This is a genomic window from Paraburkholderia sp. BR10923 (assembly GCF_040948765.1).
Lineage (GTDB): Bacteria > Pseudomonadota > Gammaproteobacteria > Burkholderiales > Burkholderiaceae > Paraburkholderia > Paraburkholderia youngii.
The window spans coordinates 100,608-124,575 of the sequence record NZ_JBFPKO010000020.1 but is presented as its reverse complement, the minus strand read 5'-3'; the positions used below and the strand labels follow the sequence as shown (position 1 = coordinate 124,575).

Here is a 23,968-nt window from a genome sequence, read left to right as displayed (position 1 = left end):
GCGTAAGGGTATGGGCGCCTTGACCGTATTCACGGAGGTACAGCCATGCCCGCGCAATGCAATGACGATGATCGGCGGGATTCGCTGCGCGATCTACGCGACGACATCGACGATCTCCGCCAGCAGCTAGCCGATCTGCGCCACGAATGGCATCACGGCGAAGCCCCACGCCATGACGATCCGCTTGTCGATGCGCTGATCGATCTGCGCCGTCGCCTCGATGCGCAGCATGAGGCCGACCGGCGCGCGGACCGTGCGCTGTGCGCGCTCGCCGAGTCGGTCGAGCGCCTGGCGCGAAGCGTGCACGAGTGCAACGAAGGCTCGCATTGCTTACCATCCTGTGGATGTCCGCCTTATCCGCCATTCCCTCCGTATCCGCCATTTCCCCCGTATCCGCCGTTCCCGCCTTATCCGCCTTATCCACCGTGCGCGCCGTGCCCGCCGACGCAGGTCTGCTGCTCGCCGCCGTGCGTTTCGTGCAAGCAGCCATGTGCCCCATGCAAGCCGCCGAGTTCGAGCAGCAGTTCTTCGTCATCGCCGTCTGCGAGTGCACTTCAACCTACTCGTGGCACTGGCTGATCGCGATCTCAAGCGCGTCCAGTCCAACCTTTGCTAACGATGTCTTGGGAATGAACGGGCAATCGAGGAAACCGGATTCCTTCCGTGTACCCGCAACAGGAGACATGACATGTCGTATGACGACGCACCGTTCGAGTCCGATCTGCGCCGCCGGATTGAACGGCTCCGGGACGAACTAGACCGGCTGCGGCTGGACTCGGCTAATGTCAGCGAACCGTCGCTCCGCGAACGATGCGACGATTCGCGCAGGGACTGGCGTGATGACAGACGCTCGCTCTCCGCTGAGGCAGAGCGGCTGAAATGCGCGCTGGCGGACGCGAGGTGCGAACTGCACGCCTGTCGAGAGCGGGAGCGCAAACGGGAGAACGAACGTTTGCACGCGGAGGAGCGGGAGCACGCGTTGCGGGAAGAACTCATCCGGATGACGGAAAGTCTAGCGTCATGGCTCGGCGACGAGAACTCACGAACGGATCGCGCACGACTCATCGACGTGCTCTGCCGCGAAATCGAGTGTTTGACGAAGGAGATCGGCAGGTGCAAGGACGGAGCGCACCAAGGTGGCTCCACGCCGCCTTGTCCGCCATATCCACCGTATCCACCTTTCCCGCCGTATCCCCCTTTTCCGCCTTACCCGCCTTATCCGCCGTGCTCGCCGACGCAGGTCTGCTGCACGCCGCCGAGTGTCCCGTGCAAGCCACCATGTTCCAGCAGCAGTTCTTCTTCGCGTCTCAGCAGTTCGTCGTCGTCCTCGTCAAGTCCCAGCAGTTCGTCTTCTTCTTCATCGAGTCCCAGCAGGTCGTCGTCGTCCTCGTCAAGTCCCAGCAGTTCGTCTTCTTCTTCATCAAGTCCCAGCAGTTCGTCGTCGTCCTCGTCAAGTCCCAGCAGTTCGTCTTCTTCATCAAGTCCCAGCAGTTTGTCGTCTTCTTCATCGAGTCCCAGCAGTTCGTCGTCTTCGTCATCTAGTCCCAGCAGTTCATCGTCTTCGTCGAGCAGCAGCTCGTCCAGTTCGAGCTCCAGTTCCAGCACGACGCCGAAATTGCGACGCGTCATCCTCGCGGGAATTAGCAATGCGGGCGCATATCTCACTCCGTTTGTAAATAATGAGAGTCAGGGTCAGGGTGTGCTAAGCGAGATGCTCGCGGGCGTGTGGGACTTCAACAGCGATGCGAGCCAAACGGGGGCCGGCGCGCCCGACCCCTCAGGCTTTATCGTCGTGCCGACCGTCCAGAGGCGGCTTTATTACCAGCAAAAAACGGTGGCACAATTCGACTACAATACCGGCGTCACGATTCCCGCAGATGTCTCCCGCTGGAGCGATTATCAGAATCAGTCCACTCTGGGTGAAATACCGCCGCTACCGCCTCTCGCAAGCAATAGCGCCATCGGGGGCGACTTGGGAAACGACAATCAGGATGTGGTCGGCAGCTTCGTCTATGCGCATCACTTGATCCGCGATTTTATGTTTCTGGATGCAGCGCGCAGCGACGATCCCGCTCAAGGGGGCGCGGATAACGTTGTTCCAACCGGCGAGCGGCTGTTCACTGCTGTTTTGAACCAAACGGTGCTTCAACCCGTGTTTGGCGCCCCACTGGCCCTCTACACCCGGGGAGTGGGACCTCAAAGCTATAACAAACTGCTTCTCGCCAGCAACGGTTCGGAGGTGACAGATACCTCCAAGCCGGCGTTCTCCTTCGCCTCTAAAATCGTGGGTTATTCCGCCCTGTTGTACGAGCTCCAGGGCCAAGATGCAGACAAAACGAGTCCAAACTGGTTCGGAGTCGTCGTGCCTGCAGGACAGGTCAAGGTCAATTGGTCGAGCGTGGTCATTTACTTTCACCCGAGGCCGAGACAGGCGAACTATTTCGACACTGACTATCCGAATAAGGCGACCATGTCCGGCTTTACCAAAAACGGCGTACGCCACGCGGACTGGAAACAACTGTTCGGCTACGTCGATCGCTTGGGCGCCCAATTGGCGGGCGCCATCATAGACAATCAGGATTGTGGCCAGGTCGTGATCGTTCCATTCATGCAGGAGTCGGACGCAGGCACCGCCGGAATATTGCCTACGCAGTGGTATTTCATTGTCAGCGACATTCTGGCTAGTGTCATGTCACTGAGGGCGAGCGGACAAATCTGATGCGTTGATGTCACGGCACATCCCGTCATGGACTGGCCGCCGTCGATGGGCCGGGGGGCTCGCGGTCAAGACTGGATACCTCACTCAGGCGTGAGTTTCTGCCTGTGCGGGAAACGCCATCGAGTCAGGATCCGAAGAGCAAGACGGACGATGCGTTTGGCCAAACGCCGCCCCAACTTTCCTTGGCCAAGGGAGGGTCAATCCAAAGCGGACCTGCAACCACGCTGATCGCCGAGCTTCAAGACACTCCGTTTGGCCAACGGATTCTGACAAATGACGGAGTCGACTGATCTGGGATTTTTGCATCCCGTTTGAACGCGAGGCGCGAGGGGCGGTAGGTGCGCCGAAGGAATGCATTCAAATGCCTGAGTCGCGTGCATTTTCCGTTGTTAGTTACACATATCAGCCTTTTGAGGATCTCGTGACCGATACAGAATACACGTTGGCGTTGGCAGTAGACTTATACAAAAATGTATTATCCCTCGTGTCACGCGCATCCCGTAATGATTGATCACCGGTTGTCAGTGCGGAGTAGGAACGGAGGATTACAGTCGCCGGAATCTGGAATGGCTAGACTCTTGCCGGGACTTTGGACAATTCTTGTTAGGGTGCCCGCCTTGTCGGCCGGGAATCACAACAACTTCGGTGACTCAGATTGCAAGTGGTAGGCGTCGCCTTCCTGCCGCGAGACGAAGCCTTCGAACACGAGTGGGGAAGTGGTGTGGGCGGGCGAGTCCGGCGACTGCTCAACAAGCCCGAGAAGGCGTCCGTTCTCCTCGATCGCGTGCACGAGCTCGCGACACAGGTCCGGAAAGGCCGCAATGAGTCGCTCACCGAGCGCGGCACGTTGTGTCGCCGCATCCGGGCCTTGCGCGGCCGCAAGCGCTTCGTACGTCGCCTTCAGGTCAAAAAGCTTTTCAAGCATCGGATTTCGAAAGGTTGGGTTGGAACGGTCATGCTTTTATCGGTGGTCATTCGGTGACCGCACAACGAGCGTATTCGCTAGAGTACTGCCATGAGCACGCCCCTTCCTTCGGCTATCCGTGTGCCTATTTTAAGTACTTGCAGCACGGATTGCCCGCGCGGCCTGTTAGTTTCCCAGGGCCGCTCGCCTGATGGCGGGGAAGCCTCAACCGCGGGCAGCCAAGGTGACCACAATCAAAGCCGAAAAGACCAGCGCCGGGGCGAGATGCCGGAATGGCTCCCGATTTCGCACCAACGTGAAGAGCGCGCCGATCATGATCGCACCGGCCAACGTTAAGCCCAAGACTCTGGTTTGTTGTCCAAGAAGAAGTGCCGCACTGAGCAATTCGAGCGCGCCACAGAGCAACTGAAACCATGCCGGATAGCCCCAGCGTGCGAAGTCGCGCTTCACCGCGCCGGGCCTTGCGAGATTGACCACGCCAGCAATCGTGAACAGCACCGCGACGATCATCGCTAGGGTTGATTCGAGAGACGCACTGCTCCACGCCATCGTCATGCTCCGTTAGTTTGCTGAAAGTGTTTTGGTGCAGAGAGGTCCGCAATCAGGCCAGGGCCATGGGGTTCCCACTCGAGAACTCGCCGGGCATGCTGAGCGCTTACTGTCTGGTCGAGCGCCAGTGCGTCAGCGAACGATCCAAGCGATTTGCGAGCATCGTCGAGCGGCCAGAGTTCGACACGATCGGCGCCGACCGAGGCCCGAATCGCTTTACCCATTTCGGCAACGGCAACAGCATCTTCCGCGACCACGTTGAAGATCTGTCCCGTGACTCGACTGTCTCCGGTTGCCGCCTGTTCCACCGCGCTCAGATAAGCCGTGGCGAGATCATCGACGTGAACGGCCGGCCAGTGATTGCGACCATCGCCGACGACCCTCACACTGCCAGTCTGACGGACCATCCCGGCAAGCATGCCGAAGATGCCGCCACCGTAGCCGTGCACCATCGCCGGCCTGAGAATCACCGCGGCAATCGAACGGCTCGCTGCTAGCGCCCGCACATGTTGCTCCACTGCGGGCCGCCAGGCGACGAGTGGTGTCGGGTTCAGCGCTGATGCTTCAGTCGCGGGTTCTCCCGCAGTATTGCCGTAGACCCAGGTGCCCGACGTATAGACAAACACCGCGCCCGGACGCAAATGCGAAAGCATCGCTACAACCGCGGCCTCATCAGCAGTAGCGGCGGAAGCGTCGTTGGTCGACGCGGCGTGCACCACGCCATCAGCGGCACTGGCAGTCACAGCGAAAGACTGTGGCTCACGCAGGTCGCCGACATGGAGTTTCACACCGAGACGTGCCAGCGCGCTGGCAGCCGCCGACCTGTCCTGGCGCACCATCGCCGTCACCTGATGGCCGCGGCTGATTGCCCTGCGCGCGATTGCTTGCCCGATGTAGCCCGTACCACCCGTAATGAATAGTTTCAAAGCGTTCTCCCCAACGATTGCCTGCGAAGTTGAATAGTCACCAAACGAGACCAAGCAGTCTCGTTTCAGCGAAGGTAAACGAGACTGATCAGTCTTGTCAACTACCCGGCGATCTGGTATTTATTTCGTATGAACGCTTCCTCTCTTCCTGGCCTGAGCCCGCTGCAACGCCGCAAACGGACTGCCATCCTCGATGGCGCGAAAACCGTTTTTTTAAGCGAGGGTTTCGGCCTGGCAACCATGGACGATGTCGCGGCGGCCGCCGGCGTCGGCAAACAGACGGTCTACCGCCACTTCAAGTCGAAGGAGGCGCTCTTCGTTGGTCTGGTGAGCTCGATGTGCACTCAGGTGGGCGGAGTTCTAGCCAGTGCTCAGAACGAGCAATCCGATGGCGCACCCGAAGTCGAGCTGCGCGAGTTGGGATGGGTGTTGGCACAAATCCTGGTCACGCCGGATTATCTCCGGCTTTACCGGGCCATCGTTGCTGAGGCCGAGCGTCTTCCGGAACTCGGCCAGGTGTTTTACGAAAATGGGGCAAAGGTCGTGCGTGCCTTCGCCGCAAAAATTCTGCGAAAGCGATTTGACGAACCGACTGCTGCATTGCGAGCAGCTACATTCGTTCAGTTGGTGCTAGGCGACGCGTATTTGGAACTGTCAATTGGCTACACGGTGCCCGATGTTGAAGCGCGCTTTGCGCTGCAGATTGACGAGGCGGTGACGGCTGCACTTCGCTAAGGAGCGCCGCATAGGAGGCTGCGAAGCGCGCCCAGCGCCGCGCAGGGGAGGTAGTTTCTTGAAGTCCACTGGATGCGGAATCCTGATTTATTGGCGGTTGGTGTTTTCGTCCACCGGCAGGGTCACACGTGATCCGGTCGGAACGCGCCGTTCAGGCCAGTATTGCGCGATCGATCTCGCCAATCGCTACCTTGCCGAGCATCGCCATGTTTCGGTCGACTTCGTCCCTGAGAAGGCTGATCGCATGTCGAACACCCGACGCGCCGCCCACCGCGGCGGCGTACATGAACGGGCGCCCGGCGAATACGAAATGTGCGCCGAGCGCGAGCGCCTTCAGAACATCTCCCCCTCGCCGGATCCCGCTGTCCAGCATGACGACGGTCTTGTCTCCAACGGCATCACAAATCTGCGGCAACACGGATAGCGGCTCGACCGCCCCGTCCAGTTGGCGCCCACCGTGGTTCGACACGATGATCCCGTCCGCGCCAATCGCGAGTGCGCGCTGCGCGTCGTCCGCGTGAAGGATCCCTTTGATGACCAGATTGCCGTTCCAACGTTGACGAATGCTTGCGATGTCGGACCATGACAGATGGTCGCGACCGGCGGTATCGCGTACCGCCGAGTCGGACAGCATCGGCGCCCCTCGTGTCGCGAACGAGTTCTCGAAGTGGGGCATGCCGTGATTGATCAACGTCCGGGCGAAAGTGCCAAGCAGCCAGCGTGGGTGGGAAATGCCATCCATCGCAAGACGCAGCGATGGTCGCAACGGCAGCGAGAAACCGGTACGCACGTTGTTTTCGCGATTCGCCCAAACGGGAATGTCGACTGTGAGGACGAGCGTAGCGAAGCCAGCGGCCTTGACACGCTCGATCAGGGCGTCGCGGCGCGCGACGTCGCCGGGTAGATAAGCCTGGAACCAGGTGCCAGGCGCTGCCGCCTGCACCGCCTCCATGGGAATGAGCGAGGAGCCGCTCATGATCGCAGGGATATTTTCATCCATCGCGGCCGTGGCCAACGCAATGTCGCCCCGATATGCCGAGATGGCACTGATTCCGACCGGAGCGATTCCGAACGGAGACGAGTAGGTGTGGTTGAAGATCGTTGTCTGCTGCGATCGATGAGACACGTCGACAAGCACTCTTGTGCGGAATTTCAAGCGTTCGAACGCAGCCCGATTCGCCGCGATCGACATTCCGTCCTCCGCTGCGCCGGAGATATAGCCGTAGAGCGGACGCGGCAGAACGCGCCGTGCCGCCCGCTCGAAGTCCGCGAGCGAGAGGATCTGGCGCAGCCGCCGGGGGAGATGTTGCTTGACCCCGTAAGCCGCTTGTTCAACTCGCCCGACGGACGTCGTTTCGTGCACGCTCACGTGCTCTGCGTAGTCGTTCATTTCACCGTCTCACTGTGTTACATCGAAATCGCTGCGTTGGCCCTCGGCGGTCGGTGTGCCCGATCATGCCAGAGAGCGGATGACATCAATACGCAAACGAGCCGCGCTGGCGCATCAGCTCGCGGAACAGCGATTCGTTCGGTTGGAATGGCGCCCGACCGTGAAGGTAAAAATAGTTGTTCAGCACCACCAGACCGCCGACCGGCAAAGACACTTCCTTCGTGCCGGCCGACGTTTCCATCGACTGGGACAGTGAGCGGAGAAATGCCGCTTCTTCACGGTTGGACGGCTGAACGAACTGGTCGATGAACGAGATCGACAGACCAAATTCGCTTTGAAAGAACAGCGGCCGCTCGATCTGCTCGCTGACGTTCTTGGAATCGGATCCCTTGTAGAAGAACGGCTTGGTTCCGAGCTTGTGATTGACGAAGCGATCGCGCTCTTCCCAGTCGTCCAGGTGCAGAAACCGCGATTCGCCGCCGACCGCGCTTCGCTCCGCGAATTTCATCATCAGCAGCCAGTCCGTTGCGTCGCTCACGTACGTGCCGTCGGTGTGCATCGTGAACAGCCGGTATGCCTGACGAAGATATGAGTCGCTGTTATCGGTGTGCTTCACCACGAAGCGGGCGTAGTACGTTCCCGACATCGCATCGTGATTGCTCGGGCCGAGGAAATGACCGATGGCCGTACCGAACTTCACGAAGTCAGAAGGGTCTTGCGAAAGGTCCTGGAGGCCGATGGTGAAACCGCCGTGCCGACGGTCCTTGACCAGCTCGACGAGCATGTCGGCAAAGTCGTCACCGAGACGCTCGACCAGCAGATCGGCAAGGTGATGGCGCATGAACGGGACATACTCGAGATTCTGGACGTCGATATCGCGCACGTCCGCCAGGAATCCGGTCAGTGCGTTCGGGTCGACCGTCACGTTCATGATGCGGTGATGGGTGGGATGCGCCGACAAGCGGAAAAGCGGTTGCCGGTGCGTGATGGAACCAGGGTTGGTGGTCAGTGCGTCCATGTTGTCCTCCTGTTGTTTCAGGGCTCTATTTGATGCCTCTTCTTTGATATCATCCAGACGCATTGCGCGAATGTTTATTCGCTCCTGGAGATTAAATGATCGACGCCCGTCAACTGCGATACTTCGTTGCTGTGGTGGAGGATCTGCACTTTGCCAAGGCAGCGGATCGCTTGAACGTCGCGCAATCTGCGCTCAGCGCCCAGATTCAACGCCTTGAGCACGAGATGGGCGTTCGTCTCCTCAACCGCAACAAGCGACAGCCCGTCACGCTGACCGATGCGGGGCGTTTGTTCCATGCCGAAGCGGTTGCGGCGCTACGTCATATCGAGCGTGCGGATCAGGTCGGCCGGTTGGCGGCCAGAGGCCTCGCCGGTGTTGTGCGGATTGGATCGGTCGCATCCGGCGTGAGCAGCGGCGTGCTCTCGAGGATGCTGCGTCAGTTTCGGATCACGCACGGCGACGTGCGAATCGAGGTCCTGGCCATGGAGACTCCGCGTCAGTTCGAGGCGCTTGTCAGCGGCGAGATCGATGTGGGTATCGTGCGGCCCTGGCGCCAACATCCGGCGGGGATCGTGGCCACGATCGTACAGACCGAATCCCTTTTGGTCGCGATGGCCGAGGATCATTCATTGGCGGCAAGCGACCACGTGTCGGTCAGCGAGCTAAAAGATCAGCGTTTTATTTCCCCCCACTTCGACGACGACGGAGGATTCAGCGAGGTGCTCACCGCGCTGGGCTTAGCGGGAGGCTTCGTTCCTTTTCTCGAACATCGCGTTCATGACTTTATCGCCGCGATCAGTCTTGCATCGGCCGGTTACGGCGTGGTCGTTGTCCCGGAATCGATGCGCAACTTCACACAGCCGGGAATTTGCTATCGGGCCATCGCGGATTTCGAGTATCCGTGTCATCTCGCAATGGCCAGCAGGCGACGGGAGTTTTCTCCCGCCGTTCGCGCATTCGTGAAGGAATCCTTCGCGCTGTTCTCCGGCCTCGCCCCATCAGACCCAGCTTGAATTGAACTCGCAGGTCTGTCAGTGACGATCCATAGATAGTCAATCACCATCCCCAGATGGTAATCATGGGTGAGTCCTTCATGGGTTGTTGCTAATGGATTGATCGCTAGAGTCCGTCATCGTCGGCATAACACCTATGCCGGCAGTGCTGTCAGCAATTCGGCCGTCGTGACGATCGAATGGGCAAACGTGGGTCCGTTCAGTTCGTGGGCGGCTCGCATCATTTCCGGCGAGAAGGCGGCGGTCGCGTCGCGCACGAGCGTCACGTGATAGCCGAGTTCCATTGCGGATCGCGCGGTGGCTTCGATGCAGGTGTTCGCGAGCAGGCCAACGGCGATGACGTGCGAGATTTTGTGCTGCTTGAGCTGGAAATCGAGGTCCGTGTTGGCGAAACCGCTTTGCGCCCAATGCTCGTGGATGATGATGTCGTTTTCCAAGGGAACAAAATCGGGGTGCCATTCGCCGCCCCACGTCCCTTTTGCGAAGGACTGGCGCTTCTGCACGATCAGTTGCGTCGGATTCGGATGGTCCCAGTCTTCGTAATCGCCAGGTTGCCAGCGGCGATGCGGGACGTAGAACACCTGGATGTCAGCTTTGCGTGCGGCGCTCACCGCTGCGCGCAAATTGTCGAGAAGCCGAACGTCGTTGGCGACTGCCTCGATCATCGGAAAGATCTTGCCGCCATGCGACAGGAAATCGTTGTAAGGGTCGACCAGCAAAAAACCAGTGTGTTCGGCGCGATAGATAAGGGCAGACATCGTGTTCTCCCGAAAGGGGGGTTGGGCGGGGCGTGTCGCAACCGGAGCCCGGCTGCGCAATTCGTCTGCGCGGACTTGCGCGCGCGGACGTCACACGAATCGATTATAAATATGAATATCATAGAAACAAGTCTAAGCGTCGTATCCATAACCAGTGTCAGGTTTTGAATGGACAACGGGTGACTCGGTCAGCCGTGTATGCGAGGGATACGAATTCGTGTTACTATGAAAAAAAGAGGTTCTGCGGAGGCGAAATGAAGCGTAGAGAGAAGGTAATGGCCACGGTATGCCCGGTTGCGCGATCGACGGAAGTTGTCGGTGACAAGTGGACAACGCTTGTCCTGCGCGAGATGTACATGGGGGCGACCCGGTTCGAGGAAATCCAGATTCAGACGGAAGCGACGCCACAGATGCTGGCCACGCGCCTGAAGTCGCTGGAAGCAGACGGGATGATCGAGCGCCAACCGTATCAGAAGAGGCCGGTACGGTACGAATACCATCTCACACAGAAAGGGCGGGCGTTCTATCCAGTGATCCAGGCGATGCGTACATGGGGTGAAACCTGGTGCAAGAGCAAAGGCGAGGAAGTCGCCGTACGGTTTATGCATCGGGTGTGTGGGCACGAGGTCGGGCTTGACTATATCTGCCCGTCTTGCGGCGAATACGTAGAGCGGAGCGATCTCGACGCGGCCTTGAGCCCGACGTTTGCAAAGGAGCGCGAGAAAAGACGCGAGGCGTATCGGGCCGCGAAGGCCAGGTCTGGGTGATCCCTCCCGCGCTAGCGCTCATGCTGCTCTGTGCGCCGAGCCTGCATGATGACGTCGGCGAGGAAGGCTAGGGTGAGCGCGCCCGCACCGCACAGGAAGACGAGCGCGTAGTCATCGTGAAAGCGGGAAAACAGATCCGAGTAGCCATAGCCGCCAAGCGCCTGAAAGAGTGCAAAGGCCGTGGTCGCGCGGCTCCAGGCTGCGCGCTGTTCGAGGTGATTGTCACGCACCAGCTCATGAATGCGCCCGAGCACGAGTGGCACGATTCCGGGCGTGAATACGCCAATGACCACCGTGGCGACCCCGAACACGAAAGGATTGCCCGTCTTCGCGAGCACCACGACCGCGATGGCCTGCAATGCGAGGGCGGCGCGCCAGGCTGGACCGAAACCGATGCGATCGCCAAGGTTTCCGCAGATCATCGGGCCGGCGATGGCGGCGAGACCGTATAACACCCAGTAGTTCGCACCAACGGCGGCGCCCCGGCCGAGGCCCCGGGCCACGTAGTCGACGAGCAGCACGATCACGGGCACGAGACCGAGCGCGTTAGCAGCGTATTGTGCGTAGAAGACGCGCAGCGCGAGCCTGCTGCGGTCTGCTCCGTGCAACGGGGCGACCTGTGGCGCGGGACGGTTCGTCGCCGGCCAGCCGAACCAGCTCAAGGCCGTGAGCGAGAGTGAGAGCGCGCCGAGGCCAAGCCACGTGTCGCGCAACCCCATGTGCAGAAGTTGCGGAATCAGCGTGCCTGATGCCGCAACTCCGAGACCCAGGCCAAGGAAGATCATTCCGCTCGCGAAGCCACGGCGCGGCGCAGGAATGTGCGGCAGGATCGACGTCGCGACGAGCACCATGATCGCGCCGCCCGAGATACCCGACAGCAGACGCCAGAAGAAGAACCACGACACCGACACCGGCCACGCGCACGTGAAGAATGCGATCGTGACGACCGCCATCAGGAGCCGCAATGCGGACCGGTGGACAGCCACGCAGCGAACGGGCGTCCCACCATTGCGCCGATCAGGTAGCCGGCGAAGTTCGCCGCTCCGAGCGTGACGGTCTGTGGGGATGTGAACCAGTGCGCCTCGATCAGCGAGGGGATGAGCGGTGTGTAGGCGAAGCGCGCCAGACCAATGGCGACCAGACTTCCACAGAGCCCGGCAAACGTGGCGAACAGGGCACGGGCATCGAGCGACGAAGCTTCGCACCGGTGGCATGAAGAAGGAACGGCGGACACGCTGAACTCCTGAATCAAGATTGCTGCTGTGCGCACAGTCTCTGGAGACGAATGACGACAGGGCATTTATGCATCGACGTCGACGATGGTACGTCCCCGAACCTTGCCTTCCAGGATCTGGTGCGCAATCGCAGGAACCTTGGCGAGTCCCACTAACGTCGTCGCGCGGCCGAGCTTGTCCAGGTCGAGGTCATGCGCGAGCCGCGACCAGGCCTCGACGCGCACTGCCTGCGGGGCGTTGACGGAATCGATGCCCGCGAGGGTCACGTTACGTCGGATGAAGGGCAGGACCGAACCGGGGAGGCCCGCGCCTTGCGCGAGGCCGCAGGCGGCAACCACGCCGCGGTACTGGGCCAGCACGTTGGCGAGCGTGTGATGGCCGACGGAGTCCACGGCACCGGCCCAACGTTCCTGGGCGATCGGTGCACCCGGTTCAGAGAGCGTGCGCCGGTCGATGATCTCCGCCGCGCCAAGGTTGCGCAGATATTCGGCCTCTTCGAGGCGTCCGGTTGATGCGACGACGCGATAGCCGAGGCCAGACAGGAGCGCAATCGCGATCGATCCGACGCCGCCGTTCGCGCCAGTAACGAGGACATCACCGCGCCGAGGCGAGAGGCCGCCATGTTCGAGAGCCAATACGGAGAGCATGGCTGTGTATCCGGCGGTGCCGATCGCCATTGAGTCCATGGTAGAAAGGACCGCTGGCAGCTTGACTACCCATTCGCCTTTGACGCGCGCCTTCTGCGCAAATCCGCCGTGATGACTCTGGCTTAATTCCCACCCGTTGACGACGACACGATCGCCAACCGAAATGCCGGGGTACGCCGATGCCTCGACGGTGCCGGCCAGGTCGATACCCCGCGACTAACGGAAACTCGCGAATGATCTCCGCGCGTCCCGTGATGGCGAGCGCGTCCTTGAAATTCACCGTTGAATACTCCACGGCGATCGTGACGTCACGGGGCATGAGATCCCGGTCGTGGAAATTGACGATGCGCGTCGAAACCGCGTCGCGCGGCTTTGTTGCGAGCAGTGCCTTGAATGACATCAGACTCTCCTGAGTAAATTGTCTTTCGGCGGCTTGTGCTACGTCGAAGCCACCAAGCCTGCGTGCGAATCGTCCGGTTGTTCGGGTCAAACCTGCCCGTCGACAATGGCCGAACTGGGCCGCCCGAACGCGAGCGAATTGACGGCAACGGCCGCGAGCGAGAGCAACACGCCGACCGCGGCGAGGCCAACCCAGGCGGCGCGCAAGGCGCCGGCCCCGCCAAGCGCCGCACCGACCGCGCCACCCAGAAAGTACGAAACCATGAAAACCGTATTAAGGCGGCTGCGGGCCTCGGGACGCAGCGCATAGATGCGGGCCTGGTTGGCGATAAAGCTCGTGCGGTTGCCGAGATCCAGCAACACCATGCCGACGATCAGCCATACGAGGCTGCGACCGCCAGCTGCGACAAACGCGAATGCAATCAGAACCGTTAGTGCGCCGGCGGTCGCGATGTGGCGGGAGCCCATCCGGTCGACGACGGCACCGAGTTGTGGTGATACCGAAAGGCCGACCAGCCCGATCAGTCCGAATGCGCCGATGGTGGCAGGACCGTAGTGATAGGGCGGTCGGGCGAGCAGCACCGCGAGTGTTGCCCACAGCGCGCTGAAGGCGGCGAACACGAGAAAGCCCATCGCCGCCGAGACGCGTAGCAGCCGCTCCTCTCGCACGAGACCAGCGAGCGACTGCATCAACTCGCGGTAGCGGATAGCCACGAGTGTGTTCGACATGGGCAACTTCATGATGACGAACAGGAGTGCTATATCGATGACAGAGGCGATCACGAATATCGAGCGCCAGCCCCACAGTGCGCCAACGATGCCGCTTAGCGTGCGTGCCAGCAGGACGCCCGAAGATAGCCCGCCCAGCAGCGAACCGACCACTCGCCCGCGCGCGGCAAGCGTGGCCTTACCGGAGACCGCCGGAATGATGATTTGCGCCGAGATTGAAGTCGTTCCGACGAGGAAGCTGCAAACGCTCAAGGTGGCGAAGGACGGTGCGGCTGCACAGGCGATCAGCGCCATCGCATTCGCCACGATGGCCCGCGACGCCAGCGTGCGCGGCTGGACGCCGTCTGCGAGCGGCACCAAGAGCAGCAGTCCCATTGCGTAGCCAAGCTGGGTCAGCGTGGCGATCAGGCTCCCGCGAGCGGACGGCACGCCGAACGTCGACGCGATCTGTGGCAGGAGCGGCTGGTGGTAGTAGATGGGTGAGACGGCGAGCGCGCAGCACAAAGCCATCAGAAAGACCTGGCGCGGGGAGATCATGGGTGTCGTCCAGAGGGTAAGGGGATCCGGCATCGCGCGGCGGTGACCAAATCATCGCAAGCCTGATGGCCTCGTCCAGCAAGTCAGGCGGCAACACGCCATGCGGACGAATGCGTCACGGAGTCAGCTCAGGCCGTTGGCAACGCATCGATGAGCTCGCGCGTGTTGACGATACTGTGCGCAAAGGTCGGCCCATTCAGATCGTGTGCCGCGTGCATCATTTCCTGACGGAACGCGGCCGTTGCATCCTTCACGAGGGTCACGTGGTAACCGAGTTCTATTGCGTAACGGCCAGTCGCCTCGATGCAGGTGTTGGCCAGCAGGCCGACGAGAACCACGTGCGTAATGCGATGCTGCTTGAGCTGGAAATCAAGGTCCGTATTGGCAAAGCCACTCGAGCCCCAATGTTCGAGGGCCACGACGTCGCCCGGTTGCGGCGCGAAGTCGGGATGCCACTCGCCGCCCCACTCGCCCCTGGCGAAATGATGACCGTCCATGATCTTGCGCTGGCTGGGGCTCGGGTGACACCAGCACTGGTAATCCCCCGGCTGCCACCGGCGGTGCGGGACATACACGACCCGTATCCCGGCACGGCGGACGGCGCTGTTGATGGCCCGAAGATTGTCGAGCAGTCCGACTTGTGCCGCGACGTCCTTGACGAAGGGCCAGACTTTGCCGCCCTCCGAGAGGAAGTCGTTATAGGGATCGACGAACAGCAGTGCAGTCGAATTGGTGTGGTAGGCGACGGGCGTCATTTGCGTTCCTTCGGAAGGGGGGGCATCGAACCTGCGTCCCGACACGGCCTGCGTTTTACACGGACACCTGTGCCGCTCGCGAACCCGGTTCAGCTGGCGATGAAGTTTGCCTGTGACTGCATTGTATATATGAAAAGCATAGTGTAAAGCTAGAACTTGAATTCCTGAATTGTTACGTGCGTAGCCTCGAGAAATTAGCCGCGCATCAGGTGAGGTTTGCACGATAGAAAAAATCTGTTGCTATGAAAAACATAGGTGATGTATGGTTCGGTCAGACGCCGGATTAGCTGCCCAGTGACCACATCCACCGATGCCTCGGAGGATGCAAGAGGAGCGGGTGTGCCGTTCTTCAGGCTGAGATGACCCATTCCTCCCAGCACTGAGTTCCGGATTTGTTCACACGGAATTCATAGCCGGAGCGCAACGCCTTCCCAGGAGAGCAAAATGCAATACCTCGTGATCATTCCCCGTTCGGAAAACGCGTCCTCGATGTCCCCTGCCAAGGAGGACGTCGAGGCGGAAGCCGAGTATGTTCGCCGGCTCTACGCCTCGGGAGTCGTGCGCCAGATATGGCTGAGAGCAGAAGGTGGCGCCTGCATGATTTCGGAGGCCGATGACGAAATCCGCCTCGCGGAACTCCTGTCAGAGCTTCCATTGGTCAAATCCGGTTTTCTCGCACGGCCTCAGATCAGCCAGTTGCGCTCCTACTCAGGATTTGGGCCGCGTAGTCACTGAACCAGACGCTGCGCGCGCGTCTGGCCGGCCGCGCTACCGTACCGATACAGGCCCGAAAGCCGGCGTCTCTCGCAATCGCCGGCTCGTTGCCCAGCAATCGACAAATATCGATCGGATTATCCATATGACCCGCTGGAAGCTTTTCGGTGTACTTACCATATGTGCTTCTTGCTTTGCAGTGGCGGCCTTCGCACTGGCGCCGGACTGGGTGAGATCGTTGCAGTATGTTGTGCGTGCGACGGCTCGCACGTCCTTTGTTCTGTTTCTCGCCGTTTTCATGGCCGCGCCGCTTGTAAAACTGGCGCCGTCGGTGCCAACCAGAGCGCTGGCAAGAGAGCGTCGCTACATCGGGTTGTCGTTTGCTGTGTCGCAGTTTCTGCATGCGTTAGCACTCGTCGCCTACGTCGGTACGGCACCCGAAGCATTCTGGACAGGCCGTACGACAGTGACCAACATACCGGGCTTCATCGGCTATCTGATGATTCTGCTGCTCACGGCTACGTCGTTCGCGACGCCGGCGCGCCTTATCGGCCCGGAAAACTGGAAAAAGCTGCATCTGCTGGGCGTGTGGATACTCGCCATCATTTTTGCGGGCTCTTTCTTTACCCGTGTCCATCTCCATGCCAGCTATCTCGCCCCGGGCATGGCCATGGTTGCGGCCATGCTGTTACGTGTGGCTGCGCGGTTCGGCACGTGAGACTGGCTGTTCGTCGCGCCTTGGAGATGCGCCGCATGGACCAGGCGTGTCGAAACTCCCACAGGGGTCAACGCCGGTTCTCCCTTTTGTGCCTTGCGCGCCAGCCGCCAGGCTCATCGTCAACTGGAGTTCGCATGACAGACAAGCTTATCCCTCAATCGACATCCCGCCGGCAATTCGTGAGCCTCGCCGCGGCAGCCGTAGCGGCGCAATCACTGAGCCCACTTGTATCTGCGCACACGAACCGCGGTATTACCGATGTCCAACCGCAGACGGGCAGCGGCACGGACGCAATTCGCCGCCTTCGCGTGCAGGTTCACGTGTCGCTGCTCGTAGATCTGAGAAGACGCATCAGGGCCACCCGATGGCCGGAGCGCGAAACCGTCGATGACGACTCGCAAGGCGTGCAACTCGCGACGCTTCAGGGCCTCGCGCACCATTGGGCGACCGACTACGACTGGCGCAAGTGCGAAGCGACCCTGAACGCTCTGCCGCAGTTCGTCACTGAGATCGACGGGCTCGACATTCATTTCATGCACGTGCGCTCGAAGCATGAGAATGCATTGCCGCTGATCGTATCGCACGGGTGGCCCGGTTCGATCATTGAGCAGATCAAGCTCATCGATGCGCTCGTCAATCCCACCGCCTATGGCGCGAGCGCATCCGACGCCTTCCATCTGGTCGTTCCGTCGTTGCCGGGCTATGGCTTCTCAGGCAAGCCTACGACGACCGGCTGAGGTCCGGAGCGTACCGCGCGCGCATGGGTCACGCTCATGCAGCGTCTTGGCTATATGAAATTTGCGTCACAGGGCGGTGATCTGGGAGGTATCGTGTCGAATGTGATGGCCAAACAGGCGCCGCCTGGATTGGTGGGCATCCATGTCAATTTCCCGGCGGCAGTTCCGCCGGATATCCTCACGGCGATCCAGGGCGGGAACCCGTCACCGGCAGGGCTATCGTCCGACGAAAGGCTCGCGTATGATCAATTGAGCGTCAATTTCAAGAAGCGCCGCGCCTACGCGTTCGAGATGGCGACTCGTCCGCAAAGCCTCTATGGACTGGCCGATTCTCCGATTGCGCTGGCAGGCTGGCTGCTCGATCACGGCGATGCTTATGGCCAGCCGGCGGCACCGATCACCTCGGCGGTGCTAGGGCGCACGGTCAATGGGCATTCAGCCGGTGCCATCACACGCGACGACGTCCTCGACAACATCACGCTTTACTGGCTGACCAACACGGGCGTGTCGGCGGCCCGATTCTATTGGGAAACGGCCCACTTCAACTACCTCGTTGCAGCGAATGTTTCCGTGCCGGCTGCCGTCAGCGCGTTTCCCGGTGAGAACTATCAGGCGCCGCTCAGTTGGACAGAGCAGGCTTACCACGACCTCATCTATTACAACCGGCCTGAACGGGGCGGCCATTTCGCCGCCTGGGAGGAGCCCCTGCTACTCGCGCAGGAAGTTCGGGCGGGTCTGCGGCCGCTGCGCAGCTAATGGGCAGGCAGTGCGACCGGCTTCGAAGTCGCTAGCGGCGAGGCCCCCGGGCCACTCTCGGATTCTCCGCGCAAGACTATCCTTCGGATAGGGATAGCACCATCAAGGTCGAACGTCACCACAGAAGGGGCGTTCGAAGAGCCAATATCAGCGAATAAAACGTTTCAGGAGTAACGCATGAAATCAGAGACTCTGTATCTGGAAGATCTCGCCGTGGGTGCGGTGTACAAAAGCGCGGAGCATAAACTCGATGTCGACCAGATACACGCCTTCGCGCGACAGTTCGATCCCCAACCTTTCCATCTGGACGAGGAAGCGGCTCAACGCTCCTTCTTTGCGGGGCTTGCAGCGAGCGGCTGGCACACGGCAGCGATCACCATGAAACTTCTCGTTCAGAGCCTGCCGATTGCGGGTGGCATTATTGGTGCGAGCGGCGAAATCGCGTGGCCAAGACCCACTCGCCCGAACGATGTCCTGCACGTCGTCAGCACCGTCCTGGAGATCGCGCCGTCGCGTTCCAAACCCGACCGCGGCATCGCGACAGTCCGCAGCGACACGATGAACCAGCAAGGTGAGCTTTGTCAGCGAGTGGAAATGCGCCTTCTGGTTTTTAAACGGCCCTGAAGCTTGATCTCGGATGGCCACTTGTTTCGCCGCGCCACCTTGCAGTTTGGGTTCAATCAGGGCTGGCCCATTCAAGACAATCCAGACAGACGCCGGCGTGGGCACACCCCTGACGGCACCGAGTTTATCGAGCAGCCGGTAATACGCGTTCGACAGACCAAGCGTATAAGTCCGGCGGAATGTCTGGGCGAGGGTAGTGTGCGTTGTCGAACGATGACAGGGTTTCGCCGACTCGTTGCCGCCTGACGGATGCGATACCTGAAGGTTAGGTATGGTCGAGCACTTGCCGGTCAGCTTGCTCGGCATATGGCTGCTGTACTCAGAGACCTGACGGAGGAGCTACGCACAGAATTCGGCCAAAGCCGACATTGGTGCGCACTCGGTTTCACGTCAGCAATGTGGCGGATTGCCGACGGTGGAGGCATCGAGCGGCCACGCGGCAGCTTGCCGGATCAGCAAACGCACACTCCCGATCGACAACGGCCGACCTGCAGCGAACCCGACGACAGCTGGCGAGTAGTGCAGCCAATCCAGCGGGGATTGCCGGCGGCCTGGAAGTCATATCCCGTTCAAAATCCCGCAAAACAACAAGCAAGAAAGGTGATTACTGGCCTCGAGGTGACGCATGCACGACCATCGTGCCGATTCCGCTGATCGCGATTACAGCCATCCCTACGATGGTCCACAAGTCTGGAATCTTACCGAACAGCAGCCAGCCAAAGAATGTGGCGAAGGCAAGCTGCGCATAGCCGAACGGAGTCAGCACAGCAAGCGGCGTTCTTCGCAACGCCTGAAGCATAAGGAGATGACCCGAAGTGGCAAGCGACGCCATCAAAATGACCAATAGCCAGCTTCCCGCCCTCACGTCATGAATTGCGGGAAGAAGAGCAGCCTGATCGACCCATAAAAGCTACGCTAGTGCGATGCTCGCTATCAGGGCTACGTTGGCGCGCAAGTCCGAGGTAGGCGGGCACAGTTGATGTGTGCACTGGACATGTCCCGATAATCAACGATGCTCTGAAAATGAGTTAAGCCGCGTTTTCTTACCAATGTGGTGTTGGCAAGCAGTTCCAAGATTCTGTGTCTCAGCGTCTGTCCAACGCGTCCGCGATCTTGCCCCTGTTTTCGTGAGCGGCCTACTTGCTGCCGCGAATGCAACCGTGAAAGCGATGTTGACGTGCACGAACGGCATGCCGAGTCCGATACCCCTCGCCCACACGAGATCAATCCAACGCGATCCACTCAGGCACGTTGCAGGTGACCTGTTTGACCATCTTCGTCACGACGTAAGTAAAGTAGCGCTCAATGCCGAGATCATCCAAAAGCATTGCGTCGATGAAGCGCTGATAATCATCTATGTTTCGTGTGACCGTGTGCACGATGTAGTCGATGCCACCCCCCGTCGCATAGCACTGCACAACTTCTGGCGCGGAACACATGCGTGTCTCGAAGCGATGCAGGTCGTAAGCGGTATGCCGCGAGAGTGTCACCTCGACGATGATATGGCTGATATCAACTGCGCCAACCCAATCGAACTCTGCCCGGTAGCCGCGGATAATTCCACCTTCTTCGAGCCGACGGACGCGTTCCCAGGCAGGCGAAATAGAGAGATGGATCGCTTCGGCCAATCGCGATTTGGTTATGCGCCCTTCGCGGGCGAGGATCTGCAAGATTGCGATATCGTAGCGATCAAGCTTCAGCATGTGCGGCCTTCGGTCGACAAAACGGAAATACGCGATGTCATGGCAAGGAGCGGAGGTGGAGACGCTGCATGCCAGGTCAGTAACCGCGAGTCAAGTCGACATTGGCGGGGATGCGCCCGCCACTCCGATACGCGCGAACATTGTCGGCGAACACGGTGGCGGCTGTTTCGTTGTCCGTCGGCGCTGAAATGTGCGGCAGCACAGTGACCGATGAATGGCGCCACAATCCGGATTCTTGCGGCAACGGTTCGACACTGAAGACGTCCAGCACTGCGTGCGAGATATGTTCACGCTCGAGCATCGTGAGCAGATCGTTCTCGACAAGAATTGGCCCGCGCGAGAAGTTGATAAGCGCAGCGCCTCGCTTCATTTGAGTCAGTCGCTCGATATTTAGCAAGCCCTGCGTCTGCGGTGTGAGAGGTAACAGGCACACGACGATGTCGCTCTCGCGCAGTATGAGATCGAGCCCGCTCTCGCCGGAACAGGTCTCGATGCCAGGCAGGCGCTTTGTCGAGCGACTCCAGCCGCGCACCTTAAACCCTGCGTCCGCCAGCCGGACTGCCGCAGCGGTTCCAAGTTCACCCATACCCAGTAGACCGACGCTGACTTGAGATGGTTTGCGGTATGGCAACTGCCTCCAGAGCAATCTCGCTTGCTGGCGGGCGTACGCAGACATGTCCCGTTGAAGGAAGTACGTCCATGCGAGTACGGCTTCGGACATCGTTCGCGACATTTCCGGGTCGATCAATCTCACGACTGGCGGCGCTTTGCTCCCAAGCGCGGGCAGGAGTTGGTCGACGCCTGCCCACATGCTCTGGATCCATGCGAGCTTGGGCAGGGCGGCGACTTTGACAGGATCGGGTCTCGCGACCACCGCGATGTCGACCCGTTGACGCTGCGCGTCCGTGAGCAGATCAAACGGAACGATGTTCTCACTCGGCATGGCCGCGCGGAGCGATGCGAGGTAGCTGTCCTGTACCTCGGACGGCATGCTGCTAATAAACGCAATCGGGCCTGTCATGGTTGATCTCTTTCGCGTGGGCGTTGCGATGCGACGTAAGCTCAGGTGGACGCCTGTTCGTTGGCCATCTCTTCCATATCCTGGAAGCGGTCTGCGATTCGGGGATGGACCCGTCCGCCGTCGGAGGCACCGATCGCGATCACGATTTCGTCTGGGCCGGGCGCATCTGCGATCTGGAAGGTGCTCGTAATGAAGTGGGAGCGCTTACCGGTTTCCGATTTGTGGATCATCGGCACTGAAATCAGGGCGCCTGGTCCGACACGCGTATTGGTGAAGCTCAGAAAGGCGGTGCCTTCGACGGCGTGGCGAAACACGTTGCCGAAGCGCAGTGTATGGATCAACGCCGAGGCGTGCTCGATTTCGCCGTTCACGCCGACCACGGCCGCTTTCCCATACGCCTGTACTCCTTCGGCGGGCATGAGGTCTGTCAGTTGTCGCGTCAGGGTTTCCCCGAGAGAGGGTGCCGACGCGAGAATTTCGGCCCGCAGGTCTTCAACGAAACCCTGTCCTGCCCACGGGTTGCGAATCACTGCCGCCACGATGACCATCGTGACGGGCTTTCCCGCTGCCTTACCCCCTTCGACGTAGGTTGTCTCGATGAAGGTCGCGATTTTTCGAAGTTCGGCGCTCACTGGAAGTCTCCTGGTGCATTGGGCTTGAGATCGGCTCGGGAACGAGCACGCTTCAATGCTATGCATCGTGGCGCGACGTGTCTTCCTCGCTTCGCAGGAAGATTCTTTTTTTCTTTCCTACGGTTTCGTGTAATTTCCTCGGAAACACAGGAGGGGACGATGTCCGATCAGCAGAAACAGGTCATGGCGCTGAGCCGGGTTGCCAGCCAGATCAGTGCGGACGAGAACATCGACGAGCTATTGGCCGGTTTGATCCGCTCGGCCTGCGAGCAGGGCGCATGGCATCTTGGCTCGATCATGTCTGTCGACCTCGTTCACGGCTATGCGCTTGTTCTGACCCGGTATGAGTCGAGCATGCTGCCGCAGCAGACCGAGGATCGCTGGGAGTTGGCGACGAGTCCTTGTCTGATCGCATTGCAGACGCGCGAGCCCGTCTATATTCGCGACGCACTCGAAACGACACAATTCCCGGGTTATCGACGCGAAGCCAAGGTACGCGGTTACCGCACCGTTCTGGTCCTGCCGATGACCAGCAGCGATACGGCAGGCCGGCCAATGGTACTGACGGTTGCGTCGCGCGCCGTACGCGAAGTAGGCGAGGAGGACCTCGCGTTCATGTCGGCGGTTGTGCAACTCGGCGCGATCGCGGTCGAGCGGGCGCATCGTCATCGGGCGCAAACGCAGGCCAATGAGCAGCTTCAGCGCATCATCGAATCGCAACGCACGTTGCTCAGAGAGGTTCTGGCGGGTGAGTCATTGGCGACCTTGACCGTGTCGCTCGGCGACCTGCTTGACGGGCCTGTGCTGGTCGTGGATTTCTTCTCGAACTACCTCCTCGGATCGGGATCGCCTCTTCCCTCCATCTACGACGACGCAGCATGGGCCAAATGGCTGACGGGTGCCGGAGGCCGGGAATTCGTTCCGATCGTGCGTGATGCGATCGAGTTTCAGCGCAAGTCATCCGTGGTGCTGCCGATCGGACAGGGAAGCTCTGTCGAAGCCACGATCCAGCCGCTCACCATCGACGATGAACTGGTGGGAGCCCTGCTGACGTTCGGCGAGGGCAAACCCTCGGACCTGCAGAAGCTGATGCTCGAGAGCGTCAGCTTCGCCCTGAGCGTTCAACTGATGCGCAGCGTGATCCGCTTCCGCATAGAGACGCGCACGCTCACCGAACTGTTCTTCGAAATCGTGGAGCGTCGCTGGCGCAGTGAGGACGACGTATTGGGGCGAGCACGGCATCTTGGTCTCGCCCTCACCGCGCCGCTTCGGATGATCGTGATCGACTTTCCGGGCCCGGCTGGTCAAGGCACCAATCTCACCGTCGAGGGCCATAGAACGGTCACCATGCTCGCAAGGCAGCAGAACATCACGATGCACGTCGTGATGGTTGGCAGTGGACTTGTCTGCCTGCTCCCCGACGAAGAAGATTCCGAGGCTACCGCATTGACGAGGCTCGGGCAGCAAATCTCGGATGCGGTCTCCGGGACCTTTGGATGTGCGCCAATCGTCGTACTTGGCGAACGCTTCGAGGGAATGGAACCTCTGGCGCAGGAATGGGAGCGATGCTGGCGGATGATCCGGGTTGCCCGGAACTATGGAAAAACCGGCTTCCTGCGGATGCCCGATCTCGGCCCTGTTCCCATCCTGATGGGTGCAGCGGATTCTGCAGACGTTCGGATTTTCGTCGACGGTGCGATCGGCAAGCTGATCGAATACGACAAACGCACCCGCTCGGATTATCTGCAAACACTCTCGGCTTATCTGCGCTCGGGATGTCGCAGTCAACTCTGCGCCAACGAGATGGGCTTGCACGTCACGACACTGCGCTACCGCCTGTCACGTATCAACGAGCTTTTTCACATCGACGTCGAGTCGCCTGAACGGCGGTTCGCCGTCGAGCTGGCGATTCACCTTCATCAACTGACGGGAACCCACTGAGTCGATCGTGCCCTATGCGT

General features: G+C 60.2%; 23 protein-coding genes and 3 pseudogenes. 10 read left to right on the top strand and 16 right to left on the bottom strand.

The genetic code is table 11. From position 1 onward, the window contains the following. Positions 1 to 126: 126 nt before the first annotated feature. Complete coding sequence (locus AB3X94_RS29850) at positions 127 to 327, bottom strand: hypothetical protein (protein WP_176106370.1); 201 nt, start codon at positions 325 to 327, stop codon at positions 127 to 129. Between AB3X94_RS29850 and AB3X94_RS29845 the strand changes: the two genes are divergently transcribed. Beyond that, positions 327 to 758: a hypothetical protein gene (locus AB3X94_RS29845; RefSeq protein ID WP_176106369.1), complete on the top strand. Its 432-nt coding sequence runs from the start codon at positions 327 to 329 to the stop codon at positions 756 to 758. The two genes, AB3X94_RS29850 and AB3X94_RS29845, sit on opposite strands and share 1 nt — an antisense overlap. Before the next feature lie 457 nt (positions 759 to 1,215). On the opposite strand, the gene AB3X94_RS29840 is transcribed toward AB3X94_RS29845, so the two are convergent. Next, positions 1,216 to 1,629: a hypothetical protein gene (locus tag AB3X94_RS29840; protein WP_176106368.1), complete on the bottom strand. Its 414-nt coding sequence runs from the start codon at positions 1,627 to 1,629 to the stop codon at positions 1,216 to 1,218. Here AB3X94_RS29840 and AB3X94_RS29835 point away from each other — a divergent pair. Beyond that, a complete protein-coding gene (locus AB3X94_RS29835; protein WP_176106367.1) occupies positions 1,616 to 2,719 on the top strand; it encodes a hypothetical protein in 1,104 nt (367 codons plus the stop codon). The two genes, AB3X94_RS29840 and AB3X94_RS29835, sit on opposite strands and share 14 nt — an antisense overlap. Before the next feature lie 631 nt (positions 2,720 to 3,350). Here the strand turns inward: AB3X94_RS29835 and AB3X94_RS29830 are convergent. The 3 genes from AB3X94_RS29830 to AB3X94_RS29820 all read right to left on the bottom strand — a co-directional run bounded on the left by AB3X94_RS29830 (position 3,351) and on the right by AB3X94_RS29820 (position 5,173). Next, a complete protein-coding gene (locus tag AB3X94_RS29830; RefSeq protein ID WP_176106366.1) occupies positions 3,351 to 3,644 on the bottom strand; it encodes a hypothetical protein in 294 nt (97 codons plus the stop codon). Between the two features lie 204 nt (positions 3,645 to 3,848). Further along, positions 3,849 to 4,193 carry a DoxX family protein gene (locus tag AB3X94_RS29825; protein WP_176106365.1) on the bottom strand — a complete coding sequence of 115 codons (345 nt, stop codon included), beginning with the start codon at positions 4,191 to 4,193 and terminating at the stop codon, positions 3,849 to 3,851. Between the two features lie 2 nt (positions 4,194 to 4,195). Next, positions 4,196 to 5,173 (bottom strand): NAD-dependent epimerase/dehydratase family protein, encoded by a 978-nt coding sequence (locus tag AB3X94_RS29820; protein WP_246391876.1) that lies wholly within the window; start codon positions 5,171 to 5,173, stop codon positions 4,196 to 4,198. A gap of 75 nt (positions 5,174 to 5,248) precedes the next feature. Here AB3X94_RS29820 and AB3X94_RS29815 point away from each other — a divergent pair, with 75 nt between their 5' ends. Beyond that, positions 5,249 to 5,854, top strand: a complete 606-nt coding sequence (locus tag AB3X94_RS29815) for a TetR/AcrR family transcriptional regulator (protein ID WP_368613471.1) — start codon at positions 5,249 to 5,251, stop codon at positions 5,852 to 5,854. Between the two features lie 151 nt (positions 5,855 to 6,005). Here the strand turns inward: AB3X94_RS29815 and AB3X94_RS29810 are convergent, their stop codons facing one another. Further along, positions 6,006 to 7,244, bottom strand: coding sequence for an alpha-hydroxy acid oxidase (locus AB3X94_RS29810; protein WP_368613470.1), 1,239 nt, complete (start codon positions 7,242 to 7,244; stop codon positions 6,006 to 6,008). Between the two features lie 85 nt (positions 7,245 to 7,329). Next, positions 7,330 to 8,262 carry a glutarate dioxygenase GlaH gene (gene glaH, locus AB3X94_RS29805; protein WP_176106363.1) on the bottom strand — a complete coding sequence of 311 codons (933 nt, stop codon included), beginning with the start codon at positions 8,260 to 8,262 and terminating at the stop codon, positions 7,330 to 7,332. 95 nt (positions 8,263 to 8,357) lie between these two features. Here glaH and AB3X94_RS29800 point away from each other — a divergent pair, with 95 nt between their 5' ends. Continuing rightward, the gene (locus AB3X94_RS29800) at positions 8,358 to 9,275 is read left to right on the top strand and encodes a LysR family transcriptional regulator (protein ID WP_176106362.1); all 918 of its coding nucleotides are present in this window, start codon (positions 8,358 to 8,360) and stop codon (positions 9,273 to 9,275) included. Between the two features lie 134 nt (positions 9,276 to 9,409). On the opposite strand, the gene AB3X94_RS29795 is transcribed toward AB3X94_RS29800, so the two are convergent. Then, positions 9,410 to 10,033 (bottom strand): isochorismatase family cysteine hydrolase, encoded by a 624-nt coding sequence (locus AB3X94_RS29795; RefSeq protein WP_368613469.1) that lies wholly within the window; start codon positions 10,031 to 10,033, stop codon positions 9,410 to 9,412. A gap of 254 nt (positions 10,034 to 10,287) precedes the next feature. Here AB3X94_RS29795 and AB3X94_RS29790 point away from each other — a divergent pair, with 254 nt between their 5' ends. Beyond that, positions 10,288 to 10,800, top strand: coding sequence for a helix-turn-helix domain-containing protein (locus tag AB3X94_RS29790; protein ID WP_176106360.1), 513 nt, complete (start codon positions 10,288 to 10,290; stop codon positions 10,798 to 10,800). 11 nt (positions 10,801 to 10,811) lie between these two features. Here the strand turns inward: AB3X94_RS29790 and AB3X94_RS29785 are convergent. The 4 genes and pseudogenes from AB3X94_RS29785 to AB3X94_RS29770 form a co-directional block, all read right to left on the bottom strand. Further along, positions 10,812 to 12,049: pseudogene (locus AB3X94_RS29785) on the bottom strand (YbfB/YjiJ family MFS transporter). A gap of 51 nt (positions 12,050 to 12,100) precedes the next feature. Then, positions 12,101 to 13,082: pseudogene (locus AB3X94_RS29780) on the bottom strand (MDR family oxidoreductase). Between the two features lie 86 nt (positions 13,083 to 13,168). After that, positions 13,169 to 14,347, bottom strand: a complete 1,179-nt coding sequence (locus AB3X94_RS29775) for an MFS transporter (RefSeq protein WP_176110434.1) — start codon at positions 14,345 to 14,347, stop codon at positions 13,169 to 13,171. Positions 14,348 to 14,475: 128 nt separating this feature from the next. Then, entirely contained in the window at positions 14,476 to 15,102 is a 627-nt protein-coding gene (locus AB3X94_RS29770; RefSeq protein WP_176106359.1) for an isochorismatase family cysteine hydrolase, read from the bottom strand. 444 nt (positions 15,103 to 15,546) lie between these two features. Here AB3X94_RS29770 and AB3X94_RS29765 point away from each other — a divergent pair, with 444 nt between their 5' ends. The 4 genes and pseudogenes from AB3X94_RS29765 to AB3X94_RS29750 all read left to right on the top strand — a co-directional run bounded on the left by AB3X94_RS29765 (position 15,547) and on the right by AB3X94_RS29750 (position 18,651). Next, positions 15,547 to 15,837 carry a muconolactone Delta-isomerase family protein gene (locus tag AB3X94_RS29765; protein ID WP_176106358.1) on the top strand — a complete coding sequence of 97 codons (291 nt, stop codon included), beginning with the start codon at positions 15,547 to 15,549 and terminating at the stop codon, positions 15,835 to 15,837. A gap of 124 nt (positions 15,838 to 15,961) precedes the next feature. Beyond that, a complete protein-coding gene (locus tag AB3X94_RS29760; protein WP_368613468.1) occupies positions 15,962 to 16,534 on the top strand; it encodes a ferric reductase-like transmembrane domain-containing protein in 573 nt (190 codons plus the stop codon). 134 nt (positions 16,535 to 16,668) lie between these two features. Continuing rightward, positions 16,669 to 18,027: pseudogene (locus tag AB3X94_RS29755) on the top strand (epoxide hydrolase family protein). Between the two features lie 177 nt (positions 18,028 to 18,204). Further along, a complete protein-coding gene (locus tag AB3X94_RS29750; RefSeq protein ID WP_176106355.1) occupies positions 18,205 to 18,651 on the top strand; it encodes a MaoC family dehydratase in 447 nt (148 codons plus the stop codon). A 604-nt stretch (positions 18,652 to 19,255) separates the two neighbouring features. Here AB3X94_RS29750 and AB3X94_RS29745 read toward each other — a convergent pair. The 4 genes from AB3X94_RS29745 to AB3X94_RS29730 form a co-directional block, all read right to left on the bottom strand. Further along, positions 19,256 to 19,516: a DMT family transporter gene (locus tag AB3X94_RS29745; protein WP_312883544.1), complete on the bottom strand. Its 261-nt coding sequence runs from the start codon at positions 19,514 to 19,516 to the stop codon at positions 19,256 to 19,258. Positions 19,517 to 19,874: 358 nt separating this feature from the next. After that, positions 19,875 to 20,354 carry an Lrp/AsnC family transcriptional regulator gene (locus AB3X94_RS29740; protein WP_008919388.1) on the bottom strand — a complete coding sequence of 160 codons (480 nt, stop codon included), beginning with the start codon at positions 20,352 to 20,354 and terminating at the stop codon, positions 19,875 to 19,877. A 76-nt stretch (positions 20,355 to 20,430) separates the two neighbouring features. Beyond that, a complete protein-coding gene (locus tag AB3X94_RS29735; RefSeq protein ID WP_368613467.1) occupies positions 20,431 to 21,375 on the bottom strand; it encodes a 2-hydroxyacid dehydrogenase in 945 nt (314 codons plus the stop codon). Between the two features lie 41 nt (positions 21,376 to 21,416). After that, positions 21,417 to 22,007 (bottom strand): amino acid synthesis family protein, encoded by a 591-nt coding sequence (locus AB3X94_RS29730; RefSeq protein ID WP_368613466.1) that lies wholly within the window; start codon positions 22,005 to 22,007, stop codon positions 21,417 to 21,419. Between the two features lie 159 nt (positions 22,008 to 22,166). Between AB3X94_RS29730 and AB3X94_RS29725 the strand changes: the two genes are divergently transcribed. Further along, positions 22,167 to 23,948: a helix-turn-helix domain-containing protein gene (locus AB3X94_RS29725; RefSeq protein WP_368613465.1), complete on the top strand. Its 1,782-nt coding sequence runs from the start codon at positions 22,167 to 22,169 to the stop codon at positions 23,946 to 23,948. The last annotated feature ends 20 nt before the right edge of the window (positions 23,949 to 23,968 follow it).